Here is a 26254-nt window from a genome sequence, read left to right on the forward strand (position 1 = left end):
CCAGGGTGGCGTAATCTTCACCGACGCGGAACTGGAATCCGCCCTGCTGCTTGCGGTGGTATCGCCCAACGAGCCCGGCCTGGCCCGGCGGCAGCAGCACCTGGTGCGCATCGCCAGTCAGCTGCACGAGCGCTTGGTCGACAACTGGCGCGCGCTGAACCGCATGGTGCGGCCCGCCGCCCGGCCCGGCGCGCGGCCATCGCAGTCGGAGGTGATGACGATCCTCGACGACGCCGCCTCCGCGCTGGTGACGCTGGCCGGCTTCGCACTCGACGGCATGACGCGCGACCTCGGCTGGCGCTTCATGTCGATCGGCCGCCGCCTGGAGCGGCTGCAGTTCCAGAGCGTGGTGCTGCAGCGCGCGCTGGCGATGGATGAAAACGGCAACCTGGAATGGCTGCTCGAACTGTCCGACAGCATCATTACTTATCGGGCCCGCTACCGCGCCCAGCCCGAGTGGCTGCCGGTGCTCGACCTGCTGCTGCGCGACGGCACCAACCCGCGCTCGATCCTGTTCCAGATGGACGGCATCCTGGGGGCATTGAGGAAGATCGCCCAGACCCACGGGGCCTGCGGCGTGGAGTTGCTGGAACCGTTGCGGGAGGAAGTGCTGGTGCTCGAACCGGATGCCGACCTCAATTACGCCAATGCGCATTTGAGCGACCTGCTCAATCGCATCCAGGTAGCCAGTGCGGCGTTGTCGGAGCAGATCAGCGTGCAGTTCTTCAGTTATACGGATGGGCAGCAGAGGAGCCGGAGATCATGAGTTCTTTGCTTACTTTTGGATCTGACGCTGAAGTCTGCGCGCGGTATCGGGTGGTGCATGAGACGCGGTATCGGTATCAGAGCACGGTGACGTTGTCGCAGCAGTACCTGCACCTGACGCCGCGCTCGTTTGGTTACCAGCAGACCGAGTCGCACCAGATCTGGCTGGACCGGGCTGTCGACGATGCACGCGATGGGACCGATTATTTTGGCAACTGCACGCGGCATGTTTCGCTGACGGTGCCGCATGACAGTTTGCTGGTGCATACCGAGTCGACTGTCGCGCTGTTTGCGCGCCCTACCCTGGCGGATATTGGTGGCACGCTGCCCTGGAAGGGGACGCGGGACATGATGGCCAAGGAGAAGAGTGCCGCGACTTTGGAGGCTTGCCGGTATCGGTATTCGTCGCCGCACGTTTATTCGTTCCCGGAGTTGGAAGCTTATGCGAGGGAGAGCTACACGCCTTGCCGGCCGCAGCTGGATGCGGCGCTGGAGCTGACGCACCGGATTTTCGAGGATTTCGAGTTCGCTGCGCGGGCGACGGAGATTTCGACGCCTTTAGAACAGGGTGCTGCGGGGGCGGCGTGGGGTTTGCCAGGATTTTGCTCAGCTGATGATCGGCTGCTTGCGCAGCCTCGGGCTGCCGGCTCGGTATATATCTTGACGCATCCGCCGGAGGGGAAGCCAAGGCTGGTGGGGGCGGATGCTTCGCATGCTTGGGTTTCGGTGTTTTGTCCTTCCATCGGCTGGGTGGATTTTGATCCGACCAATCGGTGCCTTGTGGGGCATGAGCACATCACCCTCGGCTGGGGACGGGATTTAGTGATGTGACGCCGATGCGGGGGATTGTGTTGGGGGTGGGGGGCAGGTGCTGGATGTGGAGGTTACTGTGACGCCGTTGGAGCTCGGAAAGAGCGGTGAACAGGCCCGCGAAATGTAATCGTCGAATGGGATGGTTCCATCGCTGCGAGACTTTCCTACGCCGCTTGAGCTAGATGGCAGCTGGGTACCAAACGCAAGTAGCATGACAGCACACTGGTGGCTCCGCTCCATAAAGCGATATTTCACTGGCATGCCAAGTTACTCTGATTACGTGTAGAGTCAAATTAAATAGGCTCGTGGCACCGCATTAATCGGCGGTGTTGAGAAGCCTCCTGAGCGGATCAACAAGTGATTAGAGATACGTAAAGCGCTTCATGGCACACTCAGATGAACAGTGATATCGTTAGCAAATCTAACTATGACGTTCGTTAGCCGGTTTACTCTTTCGATCTATCTGAGTGCGCCATAAGACATTAGCCAAGTTATTCGAAATGAGGATCGTGTACTTCCTCGAGGGTTGGCGCAAAGCTGCACTCCCGTAAGCGTTGCTCCAACATGCCCTGCTCAGGAAATTCCAGTTCCACAGCTCTATAAAATCCTTCAATATCACTATCATCGAAGGCTTTTACCCAATAATCGACCGGGACTATACATCGCGCAAAGAACTCTGTTTTCGGCGAATGTCGGAGGGCAGCAATTACGCCGCTTGCCACGGAGCCGTGCGGACCCACCTGAATTGGCGCCCTCAGAATATGCTCCTCAATACCGCGAGTAACTTCAAAATGCACTCCGCCATGGATAACATTAATCAGGGTATCCCAGTGACAATGACATATATCACCTTGATATAATCCATCACGCAGATAAGAGTTAGTCGCTACCAGACCAAAGACCTTGGTTACGCTGTAGCGAAAACTATCATCGTTAGCCCACTCGGAAATTTGGCCTAAATCTCGCATAAGTGCGGCGCATTGCGCACGGCACTGCTTTGTTTTTTTATCAAGCCGTTTTTCTATTTCGCAAAACTCGTATGCTTCAGCGGGTGAAGGAAGAGAGGCCGTTTCAATGACAAATGCCGTATCGTCAATCACAATCAAGATGTCAACTTCATCGTCGATTTTTTGGCGAGGATGCAAACCTGTCCCTATAAACCGCATATGTTTGTGATATGGGTTTTTTCTCACCGCGTTGCGCAGGGCATTTGCCAACAACTCTTCATTAGCAGTGCCCTTCGTATCAAAGGCGATCTTAAGTTTATCATTATTTTTCGCCCAAGAATTTAATAGACGCGCATGGTGCGTGCCTTGCAATGGCCACCAGAGCAAAACTAACTCGTCCCCTGCTGGCAACAATGGCTTATCCCAAAGGGTTGCGGCCTTAGTCGGTGTGAAACAGAAAAATTCGATACACTGCTTTACTCTATCATTCGACAAAGCCACACATCGCTTAATAGTCTCAATGACCTGATCCCGCAGCAAGCGGCTTTCCAGTATAATTGACAAGACTGTCTTATCTGTATTTTCATCCAGCGGCATTGCCAAGGAGTATAACTGACTTGCCATCACAGATAATTCCGCCCAAATAATCAACATTTCGCTGATATAGAGTCCTACTTCAGGGTGAGTTTCACGAACAAATCTGTCCAACGTAGCATCTTGCAATAAGCCACTTGAACGGCGTATTTGAAAGACCATTTCACGCTCCTTCTCAGGCATTAAAAACGCTGGTAGCGCCTGAACAGTTAAACGCCCTTCACGAAGTCGAACATACGGGGCAAAAACATTATTTTCTGGCGTGAGTGGATTCGCTCTCTGGAAGTTATCAATAGCTCTCGCCATTAAGGCTGGCCGCCGCGCCAAATCGATGGTAGCGCGTACCACTAAGTCACTGTTTTTTTCATCGACGATATAGCTCGACATATCGTGCGCAACTGCAACGCCAGCCCGCCACCAAATCACCGAATTCCAAACTCGCTGAATCGATAAACTGTGCTGAGCAAGATCCATGAGATTATTTAGTACGTCCTCAAGCAAGCCCTCTTCACTCCGGTTTCTTTCCAGCGTCCCCAACCCACCAGTACGCCCAAGCAATTTCAGCATACTAGTGATCGCATCTACGACTGCCTCTATAGTCGATTGCAGCGCATAAGAATTTCCTGCCGCATCAGTAAAGCAACGCATTTCTCTTATACGCTCCCCTGAGATAACGTCCACCCCCGACAATGCATTCGAAAGACTTTTAAATACACTGAGCTGCACTCCGTTCACTCGTGTCGAGAGATAGCGGCTTAGCTCGCTTAAGCTTCGGAAGTGAATTTTCTCCGCGCACCTATCAACACTCGCCCGGACAAGCTTAGATTGAATACCAAACACGATTCCTAGAAGATAAATATTATGGTCTTCGGAACTGCCGTCGCGTTGGGCCAAGTATGCTTACTCCCAGACAATCTGATCAAAGCCGTGGCTTAAAGGATTTGGTAAGGACTTAGGTTGCTCCCGAATTGTCTCAATAAAGTTAAATTTCATAAGATCTACCTTTCGATTGAAAATCCAGTTATCCATCTCTAGTATATCTACGAAACTACGATATCAACTCACCGGAATCTGTCATACTTTTTGACCAGGATCACGACATAATTCTTATTGAATAGTCCCTCGGTCGATGTGATAACTGTAATCAATAAGGCGCGCCCCTGATCTCGATTGAGTAGAGCGGGCAGCATTTTGACCTGGTGCAGAGCACGCACCCCGAGTCAATTCGAACTGAAGTTAGCTTCTCTGAACAGCTTAAGAAGTTGCTCGCTCAGTGCGTGCTGGCGGTCGAGCTGTCACATCATTTGTCCACTGAGACCGATTAAGGCAATTGTCACAATGGGACGAGCTACGAGACAGCAAAGGCCCGGCGGCGGAATACGGCACTACATTTCACGCAATTGCTCGATAGCTTCGAAACCAAGCCAGTGTCAAGTGCGTGCGACGAGTGCTGGGGTAGATCACGCCCATCAGCATATATGTGTGCGGCATGAGCGTGCGCGAGATCCAGGACCACATGCTGGAGCTGTATTGCACTTAGTGGCGTCGGGCCTGTCCTCGTCGATCACCGACGAGGACACGTAGTGGCAGCAACAGCCGGCTGAAAAGATTTTTCAAAACGTCCACGCGCTGCGCTCGACGAATCGTGACGAGGCGCATACCAGAGCAGTGCAAATTAGAAGCCTACTTATCAGTCTCGGACATTTGCGACGGAGTGTTCACTGTTGCGCCGCCGAGCCGCCGTCCAATTTAGCACGCAATGCCTCATAAAGCTGCGCAGGCTCAAGCAGGATGTCTCGCAAGCCTTCGCGACCCCTTTCTGACCCCAATGCCTGGGTACTCATAGTCTGGTGGGCCTCCAGCGCATCCATAAAGGCATGCATTGCCTTGGGCGGCATTAGGAGACGGACGTTTGATGTTGGCTGAGTTGAGCCGGCAATATGGGCGAAGCATAGCGGCTAAGAAACAGTTATACAGAATGCACAACGCGCTAGCGGCGTGCCACGCCGTTGAACCGTCGCCGCCGGGCCTGTCAGAAATTCTGTGTGCGGGGCCAGATTTCGTAGTTAGGTAATCGCGTTGGTGAATCGCTCGCCGAACATGATGGCGAACTGATTGGCAGCGAGCTTCCAGGTACGCGGCGCCATCTTCCAGTCTTTCTCAATATTGCGCAAGGCCAGGAATAGGAGTTTGGTCGCGGCGTCATCGCTCGGAAAATGACCGCGGTTCTTGACGATCTTCCGAAGGCGCATATGCAAGCTCTCAATAGCATTTGTGGTGTAGATGATTTTGCGCACCTCTGGCGGGTATGCGAAGAACGGAATCACCTGCTGCCACTGGCGTCGCCACATCGCTGCCACTGTCGGGAATTTGATGCCCCATGGACCGGCCGCAAACGCGTCCAGCGCAGCTTCGGCTGCCTCGGCGTTGACTGCCTGATAGACAGGCTTAAGAGACGCTGCAAGCTCTTTGCGGTCCTTCCAGCTGGCCAGGGTCGTCGAGTTGCGGATCAGATGCACGATGCATGTCTGGATCTGCGCTTGCGGATATACGGCCTCGATGGCCTCGGGAAAGCCGCGCAAGCCGTCGACGACGGCGATCAGGATGTCTTCCAGGCCACGATTTTTCAATTCGTTGAAGACCTTCAGCCAGAACTTGGCTCCTTCGGTTTGCTCTATCCACAGGCCCAAAACTTCCTTGCGGCCGTCGGCGCAAATGCCCAGTGCCAGATACACGGCTTTGTTCTTTACCGTGCCTTCGTCACGAATTTTCAGGCGCAAGGCGTCGAAGTAGACGATCGGGTACATCGCTTCGAGCGGCCGCTGCTGCCACTGCGTGACCTCCTCGAGCACCTCGTCGGTGATGGTTGAAATCAGATCGTGAGACACCTCGGTGCCGTACAACTCGAGCAGATGTGCCTGGATCTCCCGCACGCTCATGCCGCGCGCGTACATGCTGATGACGTGGTCGTCAAAGCCCGCCATGCGTCGCTGGTGCTTGGCCACCAGCTTTGGCTCAAAGCTCGACAGGCGATCACGCGGGATGTCCAGATTAAGCTCGCCGCCGGGCGTAAGCACCTTTTTCGGGCTGCTGCCGTTGCGGTGGTTTTTGCTGCTTTCGCTCTCGCTCGCCAGATGATGGCTCAACTCGGCAGACAGCATGCGCTCGGCCAGCATCTTCTTGAGCTGCCCGGCCAAGCCGTTTTCGCCAAGGATCGACTCAGCGTCCTTGTTCTCAACCTGGGCAAGCAACTGGTCGATCAACTCGACGGGGAACAGATATGGTGCTTTCTGTTTCTTGGGCTTCTTGGTGGTCATCACTTCGGTCATGGAACAGTCCTTTCGGCATTATTTCATGACCCCGTTCCACACAGAAAATCTGACAGGCTCTCGCCGCCCGCAGGCGGCAGCGCCTTAACAACAAGTGGCGACTCGGATAGAGGCGCGCGAGCATGCATGCGCCCTGTCGGGTCACCCCAAGACTTAATCCAGTTAGTCGACTTTAGCTCAGCCCCCGTACGCGGCCGCCCCAACCCGCGGCAACGTCACCTCCAACTGACACCCCATCCCCGCCCCATCGCTTTTCGCATTGACCACCCCGCCATGCAGATGCACCAGACTCCTGGCCAGCGCCAGCCCAATCCCCAGCCCACCCTGGCTCCGATCCAGCCCCTGCACGCCCTGTGAGAAAAGATCAAACGCACTATCGATCAGTTCTGAGGACATCCCAACGCCGTTATCCCGGATCGAGACCATCACCGTCCTGGCCCGCGCCTCGAGAAGCAGTTCGATCCGCCCGCCATCCGGCGTGTACTTCGCCGCATTCCCGAGCAGGTTCGCGAACACTTGCACCAGGCGCTTGCGGTCCCCCTTCACCATCACCTGCACAGGCGCGAGCAGCACATCCAGGTGATGCTGGTGGCGTGTGACGAGTGGCCGCACCTGTTCTATGGCGTCGGCGATCACGTCCTTGATGTTCAGTTCCGCGGTGTCCAGTTCCACCTTGCCGCGCGTGACCCGTGAAACGTCGAGCAGGTCGTTGATCAGCGAGGTCATGTGCCCGGCCTGCCTGGCGATGATCGCACCGGTACGCCGCACGACGCCCTCGTCGAAGTGGAAGTTGGACAGGATGGCGGATGCCGACATGATCGGTGCGAGCGGGTTCCGGAGCTCATGCGCGAGCATGGCAAGAAACTCGTCTTTCTTCTGGTCCGCCGTGCGCAGCGCGCTCTCGGCGTCGACACGGTCCGTGATATCCATCTGCGCGATGACGGCGCCGATGATCGCGCCGGTCTCGTCGCGCACCGGGCGGCCAGAATTGAGCACGGTGCGGCGGGGCGTGGCCGCATCGAATGGTGCGATCTCGATCACCTGGCGGGGCGATTCCTCGCCAAGCAGGGCCCGCGCCAGCGACCATTCATGTGCCGCAAGCGGCTGTCCGTGCCGTGCCGAGCCATCGGCCCACCAGCCCCGCCATGGCTGACCCGGCCCGAGGTCGGTGGCCTCGGGGTCCACTCCCAGCATCCTGCGATTCTCCGCGTTCATCTTGACGATCACGCCGTTGGCATCGGCGATGACAATGCCGACGGGCGCGGCCTCCAGCAGCGCGTCGGTGCGCCTGCGCTCGGCTTCGGCCTGGTGGGACACCTCCAGGGAACGCAGCTGGCTCTCGCGCAGTTCGCGCTGGATCTGTGCCTGCCGGGCGATCAGCACCGCCTGGTCCTTCACCACCTTGCGCAACTCGATCTGGCTCATGATCTGCTGGGCGAGCGTGGCCAGCACGAACTGCTGCTGCGGCGTCAAGCCATGCGGCCGCGGTTCCAGGTCGAGCACGCACAAGGTACCCAACGGGATGCCCGCCTTGGTTTTCAACAACTGGCCGGCGTAGAACCGCAAGCCCGGCTCGCCGGTCACCAAGGGATTGCGGGCGAAGCGCGCATCCTCCCGCGTATCGGGCACGATCATCTGCTCGGCCTCCAGCAATGCGAACTTGCAGATCGAATCGTCGAGCGGCATCTCGCGGGTGCCGAGGCCCACTTCCGACTTAAACCACTGCCGATCCTTGGCAATCAGGTTGACGGCGGCGATCGGCGCATCGAGCAGCTGGCTGGCGAGCTTGACGACGTCGTCGAAGGCCTGCTCCGCAGGTGTGTCGAGGATGTCGTAGGAATCGAGTATGGCAAGACGCTCGGTTTCGTCGTACTGGTCAGCGTCCACGATGGACCAGTGTCGGGCGAGGCAGCAATCGCGCAAGCGCGTGCAAGCCATCGTGGGCCACCACCTTGCAGCCCGGCCATCGCACAAGCTCGGCGAGCATGGTGGCGGCGTCATGGTGTTCTTCAACGGCCATCACCTGGGATGGTGTGTACATACATGGTTTGTTGATATCTCCTCCCGTGTTATCGATCGATCACCGGCTCGGTGCATCGCAATTCCCGGGCTGAGTCACTTTTAACCAGTATAGACAGCGGACGAGCAGACTGATGCCGTCCGGCGTGGGACGGAGACACCAGCCTTCGTAGGACGAGCGCCCTGTGTAACTTCAGGTATTGGGAATACGGGAAGTGCTGGACGATGGCCAGTGGCCTGTCGAGGTAGCAGCCCGGGCAGACGGGCCGCGCTGCCCTTTAAAGTAACCGACGCGAACCGGCCGGCGGCGTTGGCGCCGTCGACCGATCCGCTAGAACGACTTCCATTTGCTGATCTGCACCGTGGTGCCCTGGCCGGGGGCTGATGCGATATCGAATTCGTCCGCCAGCCGCCTGGCGCCGGACAGTCCCACGCCCATCCCGCCACGGGTCGTAAAACCTTCGGTCAGGGCGAGATCGATATCGGCGATGCCGGGTCCCTGGTCGATGAACGCGAGGCCGATTCCCTTGCGCGAACCGGTGAGGAGCCGCCGTACGTGAGCTTCCCCGCCGCCGCCATAGCGCAGCGTATTGCGCGCCAGTTCGCTGGCGGCGGTGATCATCTTGGTCTGCTCGAGGAGCGAAAAACCCGCGGCGATCATCAGTTCGCGAACGCACTGGCGTAAGCGCACCACATCCTCGTCGGAGCGGAGTGACAGGTGTTGCGTATCGGCGTCTGTATGGCTCAAAGATCGCCTGTCTCGGGGGTCAAGTGGCTGTTCGCTGCAGCAGCGCGATGCCTTTTTCAACGTTCAGTGCGGTCTGCACGCCGTGCAGCGTGAGACCCAGCTCGACGAGGGTGATGGCCACGGCCGGCTGCATGCCGACCAGCACCGTGCGTGCATCGAGGATGCGCGCCATCGCCGCGGTATTGCTGATCATCCTGCCGATGAACGAATCGACGATGTCCAGCGCCGAGATGTCGATCAGCACCCCGTTCGCCTGGTCCTTGACGATGCGCGAGGTCAGGTCGTCCTGCAGCGTCATCGCGAGCCGGTCGTGCATGTCGACCTGGATCGTGACCAGCAGCAGGTTGCCCATTTTCAGGATGGGGATATGCTCCATCGCCACCTCAGAAGGACTGTTCGGCGCGCGTCACGGTGGCGCCCACGCGTTTCAGGGCGACCAGGAACGCATCGGCCAGCGTGGCTTTCGTGGTCACTTCTTCCAGGTTCACGCCCAGGTGCACGATGGTCTGCGCGATCTGCGGGCGGATGCCGCTGATGATGCAGTCCGCGCCCATCAGGCGCGCGGCGGCCACCGTCTTCAGCAGGTGCTGCGCTACCAGCGTGTCGACGGTCGGCACGCCGGTGATGTCGATGATCGCGATCGATGCGCCGGTCTCGATGATCTTCTGCAGCAGGTTTTCCATCACCACCTGCGTGCGCGCACTGTCCAGCGTGCCGATCAGCGGCAGCGCCAGCACGTCCTTCCACAGCTGCACGACCGGCGTGGACAGTTCCAGCAATTCCTGCTGCTGGCGCATGATCACGCTTTCGCGGCCGCGCTGGTACTCTTCCACCGTGAACAGGCCCATGCGGTCGAACAGCGTGCCGGCTTCCGTCAGCACGGCGGTCATCGTGTCCGGATCATGCGCCATGGTTTGGCGCAGCACCGCGAATAGCGGTTCTTTCAGGGAAAAGATGAACGCGGCCGTGTCGGTCGACGAATAACCCTGGCGCACACGCCCCAGGGAGATCTCGGCCAATGTCTGGCGCACCTCCGCCCAGGCGGGCGAGTCGAATTCATGGTTCTGGCTCTTCTCCAGCGTGGCCGCAACTTCCGGCAGGAATCGCGTGGCCTGCTGGCGGATCTCCCCTTCGGCCACTTTGTCCCGGCGGACCATGCGGGACAGCATGCCGCCCAGCCACACCTCCAGCAAGGCTGCCTGGTGTTCGTTGAGGGTTTTGGCCAATAGGCCTGTCGTTGCCATGCTCATGCATTCTCCTGGGTTATTGCCGAACCACTGGTGAGTGGCTTATCCAGTATCACACAGAAATAAGTTATCAATGCATTAATCGTCGCGAATAGGCCGGAATGTTCGGCGGCTGACGACAAAGGCGGCATCCCGGGCGTGGGATACCGCTTCAGTGCTTGGAAGGATGGCGGTGAGGTGGCGGAACCTATTGCCCGCGATGACGGGGCAGCCGCACCGAGAAAGTGCTGCCGGCATCTTTTCCGTCGCTGCGCGCGGACACCGTGCCGGCATGGGCCTCGACCAGCCGCTTGACGAGTGCCAGTCCAAGGCCCAGGCCACTGTCGCGGGCGGCCGCCGCCAGGTCGGCCTGGACATACAGGTCGAACATGGTGGGAATCAGCTGCGGATCGATGCCGATGCCGTCGTCGGCGATTTCAACGATCGCGTGCTCCCCGTCGATGGCCAGGCGGATGCGGATTTCGCTGCCGGAAGGCGAATATCGGCTGGCGTTGGACAACAGATTGCTCATCACCTGGGTCAATCGCGTGCGGTCGCCGATGACGACGGCGTCGGCGCATGCGACCATCCGCACGGCCTGGACCTTCGCGGCGATCAGCGCCCCCACCTGCTCGATCGCCGCCTCTGTCACTTGGTCCAGGTCGACGACTTCGCGCCCGAGCGCCATCGTCCCGCGTTCGAAACGGGAGACATCGAGCAGGTCTTCGGCAAGGCGGCTCATGTACCCCACCTGACGCTTGACGAGCCTGCCGATGCCGGCGATGCGTGCGGCGTCGAGGTGGCGCGCGTTGATCAGCAGGTCGGCGGCGCCGTTGACCGCGGACAGCGGGCTTCGCAGCTCGTGGGCCAGGACGGCGAGAAACTCGCCCTTCTGCGCATCGGCCTTCACGGCCGCGGCATAGCGCGCCTCATTGCTCAACTGGCGCTCTTCGAACTGGCGAGCCTGCCGTTCGAGCATGTCGGCGCGTGCCGCCAGGACCGAGTTGTCCGCGGTGAGACCGGCGATCTTTTGATGCAAGGGGTCCTGGCGAAGGGCGGATCCCCGGCGGATATCGGCCGTGGAGGCATCCACCTTGGCAAGTCCGGTCGCGAAGGAATCCCTGGTCAGCGAACTGCTGGCGGGACACTCCCGCCACATGACGATGGAGCCGCCTGCCTGGTCGTAGTCGATGGTATCGGCCCAATCGTTGGCGAGGCGCAGCGGCTCGGCCAGGGCGCTGCGGTCGAGGGGGTTCGCGGTTCCCGTCGCGATGGAGATCCCCAGGCGTGTCGACGGCATCGCGCCGCCCAGGCTGAACTGCAGGGTGCCCACGGCACCGGACGAGACCACGCTGCGAACGATATCGGAAACGATGGTGCCGAGCCTCACCTGGTTCAACGAACTGAAGCCGCAGATCGCCGCGACCTGCAAGGCGCGCTGGCGTGCGGAAAAGACATCAAATTCATTGAGGAGTTCAACGGTTAGCATAGGTGGGGGGGCTGGGCTGGCGACGGCGGGTCGCAGAAGTGATCTGAATCAACGCATTCTAGCGTGAGGATGCTGCGAGATGTCGACAACTTCGCTGTTGGCGGTTGGTGCTGATGAGCTGGCTGTGGTGATGTTTGGGCGCTTGGATGCGTGGCTGAGGGGGCGTTACGCTGCGGACCGGGTAGTGTGTGAGGGTTGGTTCCGTGGGGACCAGGGGCGCGTGAGGGTTGGGTTCCTTGGGGACCAGGGAGCGCGTGAGGGTTGGTTTCCCTGGGGGCCAGGGAGCGCATGGGGATTGGGTTCCCTGGGGACCAAGGAGGGCGCGAGCTTTGGTATCCCTGGGGACCAGGGAGCCCATGAGGACCGGGTTTCCCGGGGACCGGGGAGCGCGTGAGGATCGGGTTCCCTGGGGACCAGGGAGCGCATGCGGATGGTTTCCCCGGGGACCGGGGATCGCGTGAGGATTGAATGGGGTGACGACGCGCGCCCTTGGCGCGCGACGCCGTTGAGGTGCTGTCGCCCGCAGGCGGGCGACAGCACCTCAACGACAAAGTGGCGATTCGGACAGGGCTGCGCGTGGACGCGTGCGCCCTTCGAATCCCCCGCGCAGGGCCCGCAGGGGCCCTGCTTCTCTCCGCAGGAATGAAAAAAGCCACCCGGGGGTGGCTTTTTTCTGTATTCCTGGCGGAGAGAGGGGGATTCGAACCCCCGTTAGGCTATGAACCTAAACACGCTTTCCAGGCGTGCGACTTAAACCACTCATCCATCTCTCCTGCATTCTCCCGCGTTGCGAGAGGCGCAGATTATAGCAGGTGGCCTGTAGAGTGCAAAGTTTTTTCTCGGAAAGGGACGGGCGTGGTCAAGCGTTCCGTTGCGGGCTCACGGGCGCACAACTGTCAAACCCAAGGACAAGGGCAATCCGGGATCGCGACCGCTGCGGGCTAAAGAACCGGGGACAGGCACCAAACGCGAGAACCGGTGCCAGTCCCCTGGCGCTACGGGTGTGCGGAGGAACCCAACTGCCCCAAGCAAAGGCTGCGGACAGGCCTGAAGACCAAAAGCAAGAGCAACCCGGAATCACGAAGGCCGATGGCTGAAGAACCGGGGACAGGCACCAACCGCGAGAACCGGTGCCTTTCCCCTGGCGTCTAGGTAGCGGGACCAGACAGCAACCCAAGAAGCAAAAGCTAAGGACAGGAAGGAGCGCTGGCCTGCAGGCCAGCGCCGCATTGCAGGCACGGAGCAGTGCTCCGCGAAACCCCTGCAATGCCCCGCAGGGTCAGACCCCATGGCATCAGCCGCAGGCTTAGGCGGTTTCCTTGAGCTGCTCGAGGATTGCCGGGTTTTCCAAAGTGGAGACGTCTTGCGTAATGCTCTCCCCCTTGGCGAGCACGCGGAGAAGGCGCCGCATGATCTTGCCGGAACGCGTCTTCGGCAGGTTGTCCCCAAACCGGATCTCCTTCGGCTTGGCAATCGGCCCGATCTCCTTGCCCACCCACGTGCGCAGTTCGGCGGCGATGCGCTTGGCATCCTCACCCGTAGGCCGGGCCTGCTTCAGCACGACGAAGGCGCAGATCGATTCGCCCGTGGTGTCGTCCGGCTTGCCGACCACGGCAGCTTCGGCGACCAGCGGATTGGCGACCAGGGCGGATTCGATTTCCATCGTGCCCATCCGGTGGCCGGAAACGTTCAGCACGTCGTCGATGCGGCCGGTGATGGTGAAGTAGCCGGTGTCCTTGTTGCGGATCGCGCCGTCGCCGGCCAGGTAGTATTTGCCGCCCAGTTCTTCGGGGAAGTAGCCGGCCTTGAAACGGTCCGGGTTGTTCCAGATGGTGCGGATCATCGAAGGCCATGGGCGCTTCACCACCAGGATGCCGCCCTGCCCGTTCGGCACGTCGGCACCGGATTCGTCCACGATGGCGGCCATGATGCCCGGCAGCGGCAGCGTGCAGGAGCCCGGCACCATCGGCGTGGCGCCCGGCAGCGGCGTGATCATGTGGCCGCCGGTTTCGGTTTGCCAGAAGGTGTCGACGATCGGGCAGGCTTCGCGGCCCACGTTCCGGTAGTACCACATCCACGCTTCCGGATTGATCGGTTCGCCCACGGTGCCCAGCAGGCGCAGCGACGACAGGTCGAAACTCTTCGGGTGCACTTTCTCGTCGGCGTCCGATGCCTTGATCAGCGAGCGGATCGCGGTCGGGGCCGTGTAGAAGATCGTCACCTTGTGCTTTTGCACGGTTTCCCAGAAACGGCCGGCGTGCGGGAAGGTTGGAACGCCTTCGAAGATCACCTGCGTGGCGCCGACCGCCGTGGGGCCGTAGGCGATGTAGGTGTGGCCGGTGACCCAGCCGATGTCGGCGGTGCACCAGTACACGTCGCTGGGCTTGATGTCGAAGGACCACTTCATCGTCAGCGCGGCCCACAGCAGGTAGCCGCCGGTGGCGTGCTGCACGCCCTTCGGGGTGCCGGTGGAACCGCTGGTGTACAGGATGAACAGCGGGTGCTCCGCTTCCACCCATTCCGGCTCGCATTCGGCGGCCTGGTTGTCCACCAGGTCGGACAGCCAGATGTCGCGCCCTTCGGTGAAGGCGATGTTGCCGCCGGTGCGCTTGTAGACGACGACGTTCTTAATGGTGTCGCAGCCGCCCATGGCCAGCGCTTCGTCGACGATGGCTTTCAGTGGCAGCTGCTTGCCGCCCCGCGATTGCTCGTCGGCGGTGATCACGGCCACGGCGCCGGCGTCGATGATGCGCTCCTGCAGGCTCTTCGCCGAGAAGCCGCCGAACACCACGGAGTGCGTGGCGCCGATGCGGGCGCAGGCCTGCATCGCGGCCACGCCCTCGACGGACATGCTCATGTAGATCACCACGCGGTCGCCCTTCTTGATGCCGAGCGATTTCAGGCCGTTGGCGAACTTGCACACCTTGGCGTGCAGCTCTTTATAGGTAACGTTGGTGACGGTGCCGTCGTCCGCCTCGAAGATGATGGCGGTCTTGTCGGCGTTGCCGTTGGTGAGATTGCGGTCCAGGCAGTTGTACGACACATTCAGCTTGCCGTCCTCGAACCATTTGTAGAACGGCGCGTTGTCTTCGTTCAGTGTGCGGGTGAACGGCGTTTGCCAGTCCACGTTTTCCCGCGCCAGGCGGGCCCAGAAGCCTTCGTAGTCGCGCTCGGCCTCGGCGACCAGCGCGTTATACGCTTCCATGCCGGATACGGCGGCGTTGGCCGTGAAGGCCGCGGGCGGGTTGAACACGCGTGTTTCGCCGAGGCCCTGCTGACCTTGTTGTTCGGTAGCTGCGTTCATGCTTTGTCTCCATCGTGGTAGTTATTTGCCATGACAGTAAGGCGAGGCGCTTACAACGCCCTTACAGGGCGCGTGCCCGGCAAACCGTCCTGCCATTCTACCCACAATGAAAAAAGCGGGAGGGTGGCCGCAGCCGCCCTCCCGCCCGGATACCGCGACGGTTACTGTCAGTTGCGGTGCGCCAGCAGCGTGCGGCCGGCGGGGGCCGAGCTGTCGAGGCGGAACACGGAGACCGCCTGGGCCAGGCCGGCGGCCTGTTCCTGCAGCGATGCGGCGGCGGCGGATGCCTGCTCCACCAGCGCGGCGTTCTGCTGGGTGATGTCGTCCATCTGCACAATCGACACATTGACCTGCTCGATGCCGGCGCTCTGCTCCACCGTGGCGCTGGTGATCTCGGCCATGATGTCGGTGACGCGCTTCACGCCTTCCACCACGTCGTTCATCGTGCTGCCGGCCTGCGATACGAGGCGTGTGCCGGCGTCCACTTTGTCCACGGAGTCGCCGATCAGTTGCTTGATTTCGCGGGCGGCGCTGGCCGAACGCTGCGCCAGGTTGCGCACTTCGGAAGCCACCACGGCGAAGCCGCGGCCCTGTTCACCCGCGCGGGCTGCTTCCACGGCGGCGTTCAGCGCCAAGATGTTGGTCTGGAAGGCGATGCCGTCGATCACGCCGATGATGTCGACGATCTTGCGGGCCGACGCATTGATCGCATCCATCGTCGAGACGACTTCGCCGATCACGGCGCCGCCCTTCACAGCCACGTCGGAAGCCGACTGGGCCAGCTGGTTGGCCTGGCGCGCGTTGTCGGCGTTCTGGCGCACGGTCGTCGTCAGCTCGCCCATCGAGGCGGCGCTGTGCTGCAGCGAGCCGGCCTGGTTCTCGGTGCGCTGCGACAGGTTCAGGTTGCCGGCGGCGATCTCGCTCGACGCGGTGGCAATGGTATCGGTACCGCTGCGCACCTCGGAAACGATGCGCACCAGGCTGTCGTTCATGTCCTGCAGCGCGCGCATCAGCTGGCCGATCTCGTCGTTGCTGCGCACCGTCACACGGCTCGTCAGGTCGCCCTTGCTGACCGTTTCAGCCAGGTGCAGCGCATCGCGCAGCGGCAGCGTGACCGAGCGCACCACGCGGTAGCCGGCCGCCACGGAAATGGCGATCGCCAGCAGCACCGCCACGATCATCTCGTTGCGGTTGGCGGCGTTGGCGGCCAGCAGGCGGTCCACTTCCTCGCTGGCGCGCTTCTCCTGCATTTCGATCAGCGACTTGAAGCCCTTCACGGTGGCGGCGCCGAACTTGTTGGTGTTATTGGCGCGCCATTCGGCGGCTTCCTCGGTCTGGCCGGCCGAATACAGTTCGAACCAGCGCGGGCGCGAGGCGAAGTACTTGGCATACGAATCCCGCAGCTGCGCCAGGCCGGCCTTCTCTTCGTCCGAGTGCGGCAGTGCTTCGTAGAGCTTGAGGTTGTCCTCGATGATGCCGGCCCATTTCTGCTCGTCGCCCAGGATCTTGGCGCGGCCCTGCTCGTTGGCCGTCATGAAGTTGGCCACGCCGAAGCGCAGTTCCCACATGGCGTTCTGCGCGGCCACCAGGCCGGCGCTGCTGTTTTTCAGGTCGCGGATGCCTTCGTTGTTGCGCGCGACGCCTTGCATGGAGAGGCCGCTCACCACGAGCAGCAGGAAGACCAGCACACCCAGCACCATGCTGATGCGGGTGCCGATTTTCAGGTTGTTGAACATTTGTTGTTTTTCCGGAGTTGGCGCGGGCGGCGGGGACAGGGCCATGTCGCGAAGTGCATGCCGGCGAGAGCTGCAGGGGGATGGGCAGCGGCCGAAAGGCGAGATTGTAAATCGAAGATGTTGCCGTAACCAAACATTACAACAATTTTTGTTTCGGCTCAGCAACAAGCGCACATAAAAGAGGCGGCGGGCGGCCAGGCCTTGAGCTGCGGCAAGGTGCGCTCAGGTGTAGAATGTCGGGTGTTTTTATCCGCACCACCCACCGGAGCCATTATTCGATGACCGATCCGAAGCATTCCAACGGACGCCGCCTTACCCCCATCGCCTCCTTCATCTTCATGTCCCGCTGGCTGCAGCTGCCGCTGTACCTGGGCCTGATCCTGGCGCAGTGCGTCTACGTGTTCCACTTCTGGGTCGAGCTGAAGGATCTGATCGGGGCCGCGCTGGGCAACCAGGCATCGCTGGATCACATCATCCAGGCGGTGACGGTACCTGGCGGCGCGCCGCCGACCAAGCTGAACGAAACCACCATCATGCTGGTGGTGCTGGGCCTGATCGACGTGGTCATGATCTCGAACCTGCTGATCATGGTCATCGTGGGCGGCTATGAAACCTTCGTCTCGCGCATGCATCTCGAAGATCACCCGGACCAGCCAGAGTGGCTGTCGCACGTGAACGCCTCGGTGCTGAAGACGAAGCTGGCCACGGCGATCATCGGCATCTCGTCGATCCACCTGCTGAAGACCTTCATCAACGCCCAGGTGTACGACGCCAAGACGCTGATGGCGCAAACCCTTATCCACATTGCATTCCTGCTGTCCGCCATTGCGATCGCCTATACCGACCGCCTGATGACCGGAACGCAAAACGGTTCCAAGCATCACTAATCCAGCCAATCGCAAGAGAACAGTCATGACCATCATCAAGCAAGAAGACCTGATCGAATCCGTGGCCGCAGCGCTGCAGTACATCAGCTATTACCATCCGGCCGACTACATCCAGCACCTGGGCCGCGCCTACGAGTCCGAGCAGAGCCCGGCCGCCAAGGATGCGATCGCGCAGATCCTGACCAACTCGCGCATGTGCGCCGAGGGCAAGCGGCCGATCTGCCAGGATACCGGCATGGTCAACGTGTTCCTGAAGATCGGCATGGGCGTGCGCTTCGAGGGCTTCACTGGTACCGTTACCGACGCGGTCAACGAAGGCGTGCGCCGCGCGTACAACTTCGCGGACAACAAGCTGCGCGCATCGATCGTGGCCGACCCGCACTTCGAGCGCAAGAACACCAAGGACAACACGCCGGCCGTGGTGCACATGGAACTGGTGGAAGGCAATACGGTGGACGTGGGCGTGGCTGCGAAAGGCGGCGGCTCCGAGAACAAGACCAAGTTCGTCATGCTGAATCCTTCCGACTCGCTGGTGGACTGGGTGCTGAAGACCGTGCCGCTGATGGGCGCCGGCTGGTGCCCGCCGGGCATGCTGGGCATCGGCATCGGCGGCAGCGCCGAGAAGGCCATGCTGCTGGCGAAGGAGTCGCTGATGGAAGACATCGACATGTTCGAGCTGAAGAAGCGCGGCCCGCAGAACAAGCTCGAAGAGCTGCGCATCGAACTGTGCGACAAGATCAACGCGCTGGGCATCGGCGCGCAGGGCCTGGGCGGCCTGACGACGGTGCTGGACGTGAAGATCAACATGTACCCGACGCACGCTGCATCGAAGCCGGTCGCCATGATTCCGAACTGCGCCGCCACACGCCACGCGCACTTCGTGCTGGATGGTTCCGGCCCGGCCTATATCGAGCCGCCGAAGCTGTCCGACTGGCCGAGCGTGTCGTGGGCGCCGGATACCGAGAAATCGAAGCGCGTCGACCTGAACACGCTGACCAAGGAAGAAGTGGCTTCGTGGACGCCGGGTCAGACCCTGCTCCTGAACGGCAAGATGCTGACCGGCCGCGATGCCGCGCACAAGCGCATCCAGGACATGCTGGCCAAGGGCGAGCCGCTGCCGGTGGACTTCACCAACCGCGTGATCTATTACGTGGGCCCGGTGGATCCGGTGGGCGACGAAGTCGTCGGCCCGGCCGGCCCGACCACGGCGACCCGCATGGACAAGTTCACCGACATGATGCTGGAGAAGACCGGCCTGATCTCGATGGTGGGCAAGGCCGAGCGCGGCCCGGTGGCGATCGAATCGATCCAGCGCCACAAGTCGGCTTACCTGATGGCCGTGGGCGGCGCCGCCTACCTGGTGTCGAAGGCGATCAAGAACGCGCGCGTGGTCGGCTTCGAAGACCTGGGCATGGAAGCGATCTACGAGTTCGACGTGGTGGACATGCCGGTTACGGTGGCTGTCGATTCCACCGGTACTTCGGTGCACCAGACCGGGCCGAAGGAGTGGGCGGTGAAGATCGAAAACCTGAAGGCTGAGGGCGCGCTGGCTTAAGGTTTATCCTCGCCGGTCGGCTGGCATGCATTCACCCCAACGGCGGAGAGCTGGGGTCAGACCCTTCGGGGTGAAGCAGGGGTTTCGCGAAGCATGCTTCGCGCCTGCGGAACGGTGCTGGCATGCAGGCCAGCACTCCTTCCTGACCCCGGACTCTGCTTTTGGGGTGGATGCATGCCATTCGGCGCGCCAACTAGTTCCAACACACGATACGCCGCATCCCTCGAACCAGGAGCCCCTGATGACCCACCCCACCCATCCCGTCAATGCCGATTCCCCCATCGGCATCTTCGATTCCGGCGTGGGCGGTCTGTCGGTACTGCGCCACGTGCATGCGCAGCTGCCCCACGAGCACCTGATCTACTTCGCCGATTCCGGTCGCGCGCCCTACGGTGACCGCGAAGAGGAATGGATAATCCAGCGCTCGCTGGCTGTCACCGAATTCCTGCTCGGGCAAGGCATCAAGGCGCTGGTGGTGGCGTGCAATACCGCCACCGTCGCTGCCATCAAGGCCATCCGCACGCAGTGGCCGGGCGTGCCGATCGTCGGCGTGGAACCGGGCCTGAAGCCCGGTGCCGCGGCCACGAAGTCCGGCAAGGTCGGCGTGCTGGCCACCGACCGCACGCTCCACAGCGAAAAACTCCTGACACTGCGCGACCAGATCGCCGCTGCCACGCAAACCGAATTCCTGCTGCAGCCGTGCATCGGCCTGGTCGACCAGATCGAGCTGGGGCAACTAGGCTCGGCGGGCACCATGGCACTGCTGGAACAGTACGTGGTGCCGCTGCTCGACGCCGGCGCCGATACGCTGGTGCTGGGGTGCACGCACTACCCGTTCGTCGAGCAGGCGATGCGCGACGTGGTGGCGAAGCACACTACACAGCCCATCGCGCTGATCGACACCGGCGACGCCGTTGCCCGCCAGCTCGCCCGCCTGCTCGAAGGCGCCGGCATGCTGCGTCCCGCTGGCGTGCCCCACCTGCGCGGCTACACCACCGCCAGCGCCGCCGTCCTCGCCGAAGCCTTCCGCGCCCTGCTCTCGCTCACCCCGCAAGTCGAAGCCGTCGACGTCGCCTGAGTGTTGCCAGAAAAACGGTGACAGTCACCATTTTCCGGGAAACATTTCCAGAAAAACGGTGACAGTCATCATTTCTGAAGCCGTCGACGTCGCCTGACATCGCCGGCACTCGGTGCCGAAAAACCGGTGACAGGCTCCGATTTCAACAATAATCGGAGCCTGTCACCGGTTTTTTGCTTATTCCGCGGAAATATTTCCTCAAACCGGGGTCTGACCCCGGTTTTTGGAAACTTTCCGGGAAATAGGGGTTTGCCAGATGCCAATCGGCCTTGTATAATGCGGCCTCTGTTGCGCTACTGGCGAAACAGAAAACGTAGTTCAGTGGTGGCTGTAGCTCAGTTGGTAGAGTCCAGGATTGTGATTCCTGTTGTCGTGGGTTCGAGCCCCATCAGCCACCCCACCGAATTCAATGAAGAAGGTCACCTGCTCCGGCATGTGGCCTTTTTTGTTTTGCATCCCGTTACTTCAACGGCCAGAACCAAACCTCCATCGCGCCGAAGAAGCAGGTGCGGGCGCACACGGGAAACCCGCTCGCGGCGGGCAGAACCAGGTCGATGTGGCCACCGCTGTTCGGCGTGCCGTGAATACGGAAGAACGAAGCAACGCCGGCTCGTCTGCCGATACCATCCCTGGCAGCCTGCTCGCCCTTGTACACTTCAGGATTTCCCCAGATCCGCTTCAGGATCTGTGAGAGCTTCCCTTGTCCGGGTTCAATCCGCTTTCCCTTCAGGCGTCCACTTTTTGCCGCCATCCTTGCTCCCGGCAGCCTCACGCCGGCTCGAAGTAAGGCCACGCTCATCCGGATCGCACATGTATCGTAGAAAGCAGGGTTGCTGGTCAAATCGGACCAGCCGATTTCCTCATACAGCGCCTCGCGTTTTTCGCTCTGCGGGAAATTCTGTTCCACCTGATTGAACGACGGCTTCATGGATTACCTCCTTTGACGGGACACGGAAATCTGCGACGCAGCAGATCGAGCAGGAGAATCGACGCGTTTTTCTTTCGCTCTGCAGCAGGAAGTCTGGCCAAGTCAGCGGCGAGTTCATATGCAAGATCTGGTGTTTTCAACTGATTTACATCGCACCAGTCACGGCCCTCCGTGCCATCCCGCACGCCGTCGAGGTAGCTGTAAGCCTTTTCGCGCAAGGTGTATTCGTAGCTATCAAGTGACTTGGTGCTGCCTATCATTTGAACGAATCGGTCTCCGGTCAGCGTGTAGGCGTATGGGGATTGGGCATGTGCAACGCTGGGGGACAATGCAACGAAGCCCGAAATGATGAGTAGCGCAGCCTCTTTGAATCTGAGGACAGCCTGGAACTGATGGGATGGGAGCAACTGCTGCAAGAAGAAACCCTGGTGGGCTGGCGGTGGCGAGGGACGCATGCGAATGTCTCCGAAACTGGCTGTACAAAGTTTGCTACCGCGATTAGCTCCATTGTTTGCGTCGGCTCGAAGCCATCCGACAAAGCAATGCGGAAGTCCGGTTTTGTTGTTTTCGTGCTTGTTGGTAGTTGCCATAAATACATCCAATGCCATTTTTCCTGCATACTTGTGCAGCGGAAAAATGGAGGGTCCCATGGCGCAGCCCGATCGGCAAAACAACTTCAACCTGATCCGGTTGATCCTGGCGCTGTGCGTCATCCTGTCCCACTCCCCCGAACTGACCGATGGCGACAACCATCGCGAGCCGCTGATGTGCCTGTTCGACACGATCCCGCTCGGGTTCGCCGCAGTCGACGCGTTCTTCGTGCTCAGTGGCTACCTGATCGTGCAGAGCTGGGATCTCGCTCCCAGCGCGAAGCAGTTCCTGCGCAGCCGCATGTTGCGGATCTATCCTGGCTTCCTGGTGGCGAGCGTGATCTCCGCCCTGCTGGTCGGGCCGCTGGGTGCCGACGCCGCCGCGTATTTCACCGCATTCGATATCGGCGCTTTCGCCAGCGGGGCACTGCTGCTGCAGGCGCCCGTGGTACCGCCGGTCTTCCAGGGCACGCCGCTGCCGAAGGTAAATCTGTCGATGTGGACGATCTCGTACGAATTCGCCTGCTACCTGCTGGTGCTGGCAGCGGGACTCACCGGCGCGCTGCGAATCCGCCACTTCTGGCTGGCGATGACGCTGGCCGTCCTCGGCGCCCTGGCCCTGTCGAAAGTCGTGCATTTCGACGTGGGCTTGCTGCGGCTGCCCAGCTTCTTCCTGACCGGCGGCTGCTTCTACATCTACCGTGACAAGATCCGCCTGGATGGCCGCGTCGCCATTGCCGTGACGGCGGCCGTGATCGTCTGCATGTTCTCGTGGAGCGCGAGCGAACTGGCGCTGGCCACCGGCGGCTGCTATGCGCTGATCTACCTGGCCAAGAAACCGTCGGCATTCCTGAACCGGTTCAACGCATTGCCGGACGTTTCGTACGGCACTTACCTGTACGCCTGGCCGATCCAGAAACTGCTGGTCTGGTATTTCCCCGGCATGTCGCCATGGCTGGTGTTCGCCATCGCCGCCCCGGCCGCCCTGGCGCTGGGCGCCGCCAGCTGGTTCGCCATCGAAAAACCGGCACTCAAGTTCAAGCGCCCGGCAGCGCCCGCCGTTCCTCACGAAGCCGACCGCGCCGCCGCCTGACAGCCAACCCGCATCGCCGGCGCGTTCAACAGCCCTCTTCCCGGGCCAGCACGCGCCAGCCAGCAGCCCTATAATTGCCGCCTTCGCCGGCAAAGTCCTCGCGTGATTCCGATGGGAGATCGCGCCGGCGCATCCGCAACCACGGGAATCCGATGCATGTCGTAAAACAAACCCTGACCCGCGCCGATGTTGAAAGCGCGATCGCCCAAGGCCCCCCCACATTCGAGCACTGCGACCTGGATGGCGCCGACCTGTCGCGGCTGGACCTGCGCGGCGCGGCCTTCGTGAACTGCAGCGTGGCGGAAACCTCGTTCTATGCGGCCAAACTGACGCACACCGCATGGCAACGCTGCCGCGGCCGCCAGGCGGATTTCGAGTCGGCGGATGCTACCGACGCTCAATTCCACGGCTGCGACCTGAACAACAGTAGCTGGCGGCGGGCCAGGCTGGCCTCGGCGCTGTTGAAAGGGTGCAAGCTGACCGGTGCTAATTTCGAAGAAGCCGCCCACCTGGGACTGGCGTTCGAAGACTGCCTGCTGGTCGGCGCCGACATGCGCCGCATGTCGTTTCGCAAGGCGACCCTGGTCCAGCTCGATTTCGCCGATGCCGACCTGGCCGGCTGCGATTTTCGCGACGCCTTGTTCCACGGCGGCAGCCTGCGCAATTCGAACCTGAAAGGCGCGCGCTTCGACAATGCCGACTTGCGCGAAGCGGATCTCGGCGGGCTCAAGCTGTCGGACATCAAGCTGTTCCAGGGCGCCCTCATCTCGCCGCGGCAGGCGGCCGAAGTGCTGGCGGAGATGGGCTTGCGGGTCGGCTGACCGCCGACGATCCCGACCGGCAGGCTTCGTTCGCGCCTGGTTCATCCAGGCCCATGCCACGCCGGACTACTTTTCATCGACATGGCCTGCTCGCTAATGCCGCTCTATCTGTTCCAGATCAAACGTCCACTGCTTGCCAGCAGCACCCTGGCAGGCAGTAAAACCGTTGTTCGACCCGCGTGGTTTATTGCCCACGATTCCAGTCAATTTACTGGCAATGCCCTGAGGAAACTTTATAATTGGTGTGGCGTATCAATTTAAATTTCTTTTAAGAACCTGTCTGCCCCTCCCGGTCCAGCAGGGCTACTCGCAAGGCCGTCGATGAATCAGCAAAAAAGCGAAGCACTGCCTCTCTCTCCCGGATTTGTGCTGAAGGAAACGGCTGCGAGTCTGGGCCAGGCCCTGTCCCGCTTCCTTGGGCGCATGCTGGGTAAAAGCGCACTAGCAGAGCGCGCGCCGCTCGATGTGGCGATCCCGGAGAGCAGCATGGCTGGACAACAACTTCCGGACGAGATTTCCTGCGAAACGGAACAGCAGGCAGTGGATCTTTGCAAGGAAATGATCGCCCGCGGATACATGGCACAGGTACATTTCAACGCCTATGACTATGCCTGGTCGGTGGGCATCAGCCCCGCAATGGCCACCGAGCAAGATATTCCGCAGGCACACGCCGATAAATGACGTTGTTTCGCACCGAACCGTTGTTCGGTGGGCGTCCAGAGTGAAATATCCCGAATGAGTTGCATCACGGAATTTATTTGCCGGTACAATATTGGTATTGCCAAATACTAATAGCCACCATGTCCTCCGCCGCTCCCGCATCGAAAGAATTTTCCACGTACAGCAAGGACACCCCCACCGAGCGCCCTGGCCTCGATGGCCGCGCCGGCGTGTTCGTGCCCACCGATGCACTGGACCTGGGCAACGGGCCGATCCGCAAAGGTTCGGGCATTGTCGGCTACGGGAACCCGGATGGCACGCTGACCGTGTATTTCGAATCGAACCGGTTCGAGGAAACCAGCCTGCACAAGTGGGAAAACAAGGTGCGCAAGGCGTATGACCGTCTCGTGATGGTAGCGCCAACAGTGTCCAAGGCGAAAATGAATGCCAGCACGCTGGAACTGGTGGGCTATATCGACGGCGCCGGCATCCAGTTGAAGCAGCCCGACAGCGTGAGCCTGTGGCTGAAGATCTCGGACGCGCTCGACACCGCTCCCGAAAGCAGCGTGATCACGTTCGGTCGCCGCTGATCCGCGAAAAAAATGCGCAGCCAGAAAAGCTGCGCATGTCGACGGGCGTTCCTCCTACAACTCGCCCCACCTTTTGCCGATGACGCCGGACAGGCGCCCACTTAAGATGAACTTAAGTCAAAAGGAGCCCATCATGGCACGGCACATTCCCCTCACCTTCAGCACCATCCTGCTCGGCCTGGTTGGCACGTCCACCTACCTGCTGTGCTCCACCGACCTGCTCCACAACGCCACGTTCTTCCTGCTGCACTAAGCGGACTGCACTAAGCGGGCTGCACTGAGCGGGCCGCACTGAGCGGGCCGCACTGAATACGCTGCACTGAGCTAACGTAAGAAAGCCGGCTGAATCGAGCCGGCTGTCAGCGTTCAAGGCCGCGGAACAGATCAACGGCGACCGCGCCAGCCGCGGCCGTGGTGACCACGCCCCCAGCCGCCCGAACGGTGGCTCCACACGAAATCGAGTCCGATCGAAATCGGCGGATACCAGTAAGACGGTGCCGCATACACGGGCGCCGGCGCATAGACGGGTTGCGGCACATACACCGGCTGCGGCACATACGTCACGGCGGGCAGCGGCTCGGTGGTGTAGGTAACCGTCGACCCGTTCCTGGCCGCGGTGCCCGGCGCCACCGGCGTTACCGACACGGTGCGCCACTGGTATGGATCGACAGGTTGCGCGGCGTAGTAAGGGCCGGGAACGGCACAACCAGCCAGCACGGTTGCCACGACAGGCAAAATCAACAAGCTTTTCATGGTAAATCTCCTTCCCAATAGAGAACTATAGGGAATTTCCAGCCTGCCCGCCGCGGATTTACACACCGTTACAGCGGCAAACAACAGCGCAATATTCAATGTTGCCCATGCCTGGAAAACAGCCGCGCGGCACATGCCGCGCGGCCACCATCAATGCTTGCGGGCCTGCTTCTTTCCACCGCCGGCACCTTCATTGCCGCCTGCCTTGGTATGGCTGGCCGCTTCCTTGCCGCTCTTGGCTTTCTTGTTCGAGGGCGTGGACGTTGCTTCCGCTTCGGTGGCTGACTGCTTGTTCTGGTTACCCGTAGATTTCGATTGCGCCATCATTT

22 protein-coding genes and 2 tRNA genes are annotated in these 26254 nt (G+C 60.9%); 10 read left to right on the forward strand and 14 right to left on the reverse strand.

Going from position 1 to position 26254, the window contains the following annotated elements:
- Positions 1-55: 55 nt before the first annotated feature.
- Together EYF70_RS22300 and EYF70_RS32055 are read left to right on the forward strand one after the other, a co-directional pair.
- The gene (locus EYF70_RS22300) at positions 56-766 is read left to right on the forward strand and encodes an alpha-E domain-containing protein (protein WP_229420506.1); all 711 of its coding nucleotides are present in this window, start codon (positions 56-58) and stop codon (positions 764-766) included.
- Positions 763-1596 carry a transglutaminase family protein gene (locus EYF70_RS32055; RefSeq protein ID WP_443094095.1) on the forward strand — a complete coding sequence of 278 codons (834 nt, stop codon included), beginning with the start codon at positions 763-765 and terminating at the stop codon, positions 1594-1596. The genes EYF70_RS22300 and EYF70_RS32055 overlap by 4 nt, the downstream gene beginning before the upstream one ends.
- Positions 1597-2069: 473 nt before the next feature.
- Here the strand turns inward: EYF70_RS32055 and EYF70_RS22310 are convergent, their stop codons facing one another.
- From EYF70_RS22310 to EYF70_RS22355, 10 genes are all read right to left on the reverse strand, one after another.
- Positions 2070-4013, reverse strand: a complete 1944-nt coding sequence (locus EYF70_RS22310; protein WP_131147358.1) for a hypothetical protein — start codon at positions 4011-4013, stop codon at positions 2070-2072.
- Positions 4014-5185: 1172 nt separating this feature from the next.
- Positions 5186-6436, reverse strand: coding sequence for an IS256 family transposase (locus tag EYF70_RS22315; protein WP_131149273.1), 1251 nt, complete (start codon positions 6434-6436; stop codon positions 5186-5188).
- Positions 6437-6625: 189 nt separating this feature from the next.
- The gene (locus tag EYF70_RS22320) at positions 6626-8335 is read right to left on the reverse strand and encodes a sensor histidine kinase (RefSeq protein ID WP_165497765.1); all 1710 of its coding nucleotides are present in this window, start codon (positions 8333-8335) and stop codon (positions 6626-6628) included.
- A gap of 463 nt (positions 8336-8798) precedes the next feature.
- Entirely contained in the window at positions 8799-9215 is a 417-nt protein-coding gene (locus tag EYF70_RS22325; RefSeq protein WP_229420507.1) for an anti-sigma regulatory factor, read from the reverse strand.
- Between the two features lie 19 nt (positions 9216-9234).
- Positions 9235-9591, reverse strand: a complete 357-nt coding sequence (locus EYF70_RS22330; protein ID WP_131147360.1) for an STAS domain-containing protein — start codon at positions 9589-9591, stop codon at positions 9235-9237.
- A 7-nt stretch (positions 9592-9598) separates the two neighbouring features.
- Positions 9599-10465: an STAS domain-containing protein gene (locus tag EYF70_RS22335; protein WP_131147361.1), complete on the reverse strand. Its 867-nt coding sequence runs from the start codon at positions 10463-10465 to the stop codon at positions 9599-9601.
- 184 nt (positions 10466-10649) lie between these two features.
- Positions 10650-11930, reverse strand: coding sequence for a sensor histidine kinase (locus tag EYF70_RS22340; RefSeq protein WP_131147362.1), 1281 nt, complete (start codon positions 11928-11930; stop codon positions 10650-10652).
- Between the two features lie 682 nt (positions 11931-12612).
- A tRNA-Ser gene (locus EYF70_RS22345) sits at positions 12613-12703 on the reverse strand.
- A 533-nt stretch (positions 12704-13236) separates the two neighbouring features.
- A complete protein-coding gene (gene acs, locus EYF70_RS22350; RefSeq protein ID WP_131147363.1) occupies positions 13237-15234 on the reverse strand; it encodes an acetate--CoA ligase in 1998 nt (665 codons plus the stop codon).
- A 167-nt stretch (positions 15235-15401) separates the two neighbouring features.
- Positions 15402-16970 carry a methyl-accepting chemotaxis protein gene (locus EYF70_RS22355; protein ID WP_131147364.1) on the reverse strand — a complete coding sequence of 523 codons (1569 nt, stop codon included), beginning with the start codon at positions 16968-16970 and terminating at the stop codon, positions 15402-15404.
- 278 nt (positions 16971-17248) lie between these two features.
- On the opposite strand from EYF70_RS22355, the gene EYF70_RS22360 reads away from it, so the two are divergent.
- The 4 genes from EYF70_RS22360 to EYF70_RS22375 all read left to right on the forward strand — a co-directional run bounded on the left by EYF70_RS22360 (position 17249) and on the right by EYF70_RS22375 (position 20890).
- Positions 17249-17857, forward strand: a complete 609-nt coding sequence (locus EYF70_RS22360; RefSeq protein WP_131147365.1) for a TIGR00645 family protein — start codon at positions 17249-17251, stop codon at positions 17855-17857.
- 25 nt (positions 17858-17882) lie between these two features.
- Positions 17883-19412, forward strand: a complete 1530-nt coding sequence (locus tag EYF70_RS22365) for a fumarate hydratase (RefSeq protein ID WP_131147366.1) — start codon at positions 17883-17885, stop codon at positions 19410-19412.
- 241 nt (positions 19413-19653) lie between these two features.
- A complete protein-coding gene (gene murI / locus EYF70_RS22370; protein WP_131147367.1) occupies positions 19654-20490 on the forward strand; it encodes a glutamate racemase in 837 nt (278 codons plus the stop codon).
- A 324-nt stretch (positions 20491-20814) separates the two neighbouring features.
- Positions 20815-20890, forward strand: a tRNA-His gene (locus EYF70_RS22375).
- Between the two features lie 60 nt (positions 20891-20950).
- Here the strand turns inward: EYF70_RS22375 and EYF70_RS22380 are convergent.
- Both EYF70_RS22380 and EYF70_RS22385 read right to left on the reverse strand, forming a co-directional pair.
- Complete coding sequence (locus EYF70_RS22380) at positions 20951-21418, reverse strand: T6SS effector amidase Tae4 family protein (RefSeq protein ID WP_131147368.1); 468 nt, start codon at positions 21416-21418, stop codon at positions 20951-20953.
- Entirely contained in the window at positions 21415-22068 is a 654-nt protein-coding gene (locus tag EYF70_RS22385; RefSeq protein WP_165497766.1) for a Rap1a/Tai family immunity protein, read from the reverse strand. The genes EYF70_RS22380 and EYF70_RS22385 overlap by 4 nt, the downstream gene beginning before the upstream one ends.
- On the opposite strand from EYF70_RS22385, the gene EYF70_RS22390 reads away from it, so the two are divergent.
- The 4 genes from EYF70_RS22390 to EYF70_RS22405 all read left to right on the forward strand — a co-directional run bounded on the left by EYF70_RS22390 (position 22067) and on the right by EYF70_RS22405 (position 25172).
- On the forward strand, positions 22067-23101 hold the full coding sequence (locus EYF70_RS22390) for an acyltransferase family protein (protein ID WP_165497767.1): 1035 nt from the start codon (positions 22067-22069) through the stop codon (positions 23099-23101). The two genes, EYF70_RS22385 and EYF70_RS22390, sit on opposite strands and share 2 nt — an antisense overlap.
- Before the next feature lie 152 nt (positions 23102-23253).
- The gene (locus EYF70_RS22395; protein ID WP_131147371.1) at positions 23254-23922 is read left to right on the forward strand and encodes a pentapeptide repeat-containing protein; all 669 of its coding nucleotides are present in this window, start codon (positions 23254-23256) and stop codon (positions 23920-23922) included.
- 321 nt (positions 23923-24243) lie between these two features.
- Positions 24244-24603, forward strand: a complete 360-nt coding sequence (locus tag EYF70_RS22400; protein ID WP_131147372.1) for a hypothetical protein — start codon at positions 24244-24246, stop codon at positions 24601-24603.
- Between the two features lie 119 nt (positions 24604-24722).
- Positions 24723-25172: a hypothetical protein gene (locus EYF70_RS22405; RefSeq protein WP_131147373.1), complete on the forward strand. Its 450-nt coding sequence runs from the start codon at positions 24723-24725 to the stop codon at positions 25170-25172.
- A gap of 384 nt (positions 25173-25556) precedes the next feature.
- On the opposite strand, the gene EYF70_RS22410 is transcribed toward EYF70_RS22405, so the two are convergent.
- Together EYF70_RS22410 and EYF70_RS31165 are read right to left on the reverse strand one after the other, a co-directional pair.
- Positions 25557-25925: a hypothetical protein gene (locus EYF70_RS22410; RefSeq protein WP_131147374.1), complete on the reverse strand. Its 369-nt coding sequence runs from the start codon at positions 25923-25925 to the stop codon at positions 25557-25559.
- 150 nt (positions 25926-26075) lie between these two features.
- Positions 26076-26252, reverse strand: coding sequence for a hypothetical protein (locus tag EYF70_RS31165; protein WP_165497534.1), 177 nt, complete (start codon positions 26250-26252; stop codon positions 26076-26078).
- Positions 26253-26254: the final 2 nt, after the last annotated feature.

Origin of the sequence: Pseudoduganella albidiflava, from assembly GCF_004322755.1 — a bacterium.
GTDB lineage: Bacteria > Pseudomonadota > Gammaproteobacteria > Burkholderiales > Burkholderiaceae_D > Rugamonas > Rugamonas albidiflava.

Bases quoted from the DNA above. Each gene is read 5' to 3' on its own strand.
- EYF70_RS22330 (WP_131147360.1), bottom strand. From the start codon at position 9,591: ATGGAGCATATCCCCATCCTGAAAATGGGCAACCTGCTGCTGGTCACG.
- EYF70_RS22355 (WP_131147364.1), bottom strand. From the start codon at position 16,970: ATGTTCAACAACCTGAAAATCGGCACCCGCATCAGCATGGTGCTGGGT.
- EYF70_RS22390 (WP_165497767.1), top strand. From the start codon at position 22,067: ATGGCGCAGCCCGATCGGCAAAACAACTTCAACCTGATCCGGTTGATC.
- EYF70_RS32055 (WP_443094095.1), top strand. From the start codon at position 763: ATGAGTTCTTTGCTTACTTTTGGATCTGACGCTGAAGTCTGCGCGCGG.
- EYF70_RS22380 (WP_131147368.1), bottom strand. From the start codon at position 21,418: ATGAAGCCGTCGTTCAATCAGGTGGAACAGAATTTCCCGCAGAGCGAA.
- EYF70_RS22385 (WP_165497766.1), bottom strand. From the start codon at position 22,068: ATGGGACCCTCCATTTTTCCGCTGCACAAGTATGCAGGAAAAATGGCA.
- EYF70_RS22315 (WP_131149273.1), bottom strand. From the start codon at position 6,436: ATGACCACCAAGAAGCCCAAGAAACAGAAAGCACCATATCTGTTCCCC.
- EYF70_RS22340 (WP_131147362.1), bottom strand. From the start codon at position 11,930: ATGCTAACCGTTGAACTCCTCAATGAATTTGATGTCTTTTCCGCACGC.
- EYF70_RS22365 (WP_131147366.1), top strand. From the start codon at position 17,883: ATGACCATCATCAAGCAAGAAGACCTGATCGAATCCGTGGCCGCAGCG.
- acs (WP_131147363.1), bottom strand. From the start codon at position 15,234: ATGAACGCAGCTACCGAACAACAAGGTCAGCAGGGCCTCGGCGAAACA.
- EYF70_RS22405 (WP_131147373.1), top strand. From the start codon at position 24,723: ATGTCCTCCGCCGCTCCCGCATCGAAAGAATTTTCCACGTACAGCAAG.
- EYF70_RS22360 (WP_131147365.1), top strand. From the start codon at position 17,249: ATGACCGATCCGAAGCATTCCAACGGACGCCGCCTTACCCCCATCGCC.
- EYF70_RS22335 (WP_131147361.1), bottom strand. From the start codon at position 10,465: ATGAGCATGGCAACGACAGGCCTATTGGCCAAAACCCTCAACGAACAC.
- EYF70_RS31165 (WP_165497534.1), bottom strand. From the start codon at position 26,252: ATGATGGCGCAATCGAAATCTACGGGTAACCAGAACAAGCAGTCAGCC.
- EYF70_RS22400 (WP_131147372.1), top strand. From the start codon at position 24,244: ATGAATCAGCAAAAAAGCGAAGCACTGCCTCTCTCTCCCGGATTTGTG.
- EYF70_RS22395 (WP_131147371.1), top strand. From the start codon at position 23,254: ATGCATGTCGTAAAACAAACCCTGACCCGCGCCGATGTTGAAAGCGCG.
- EYF70_RS22410 (WP_131147374.1), bottom strand. From the start codon at position 25,925: ATGAAAAGCTTGTTGATTTTGCCTGTCGTGGCAACCGTGCTGGCTGGT.
- murI (WP_131147367.1), top strand. From the start codon at position 19,654: ATGACCCACCCCACCCATCCCGTCAATGCCGATTCCCCCATCGGCATC.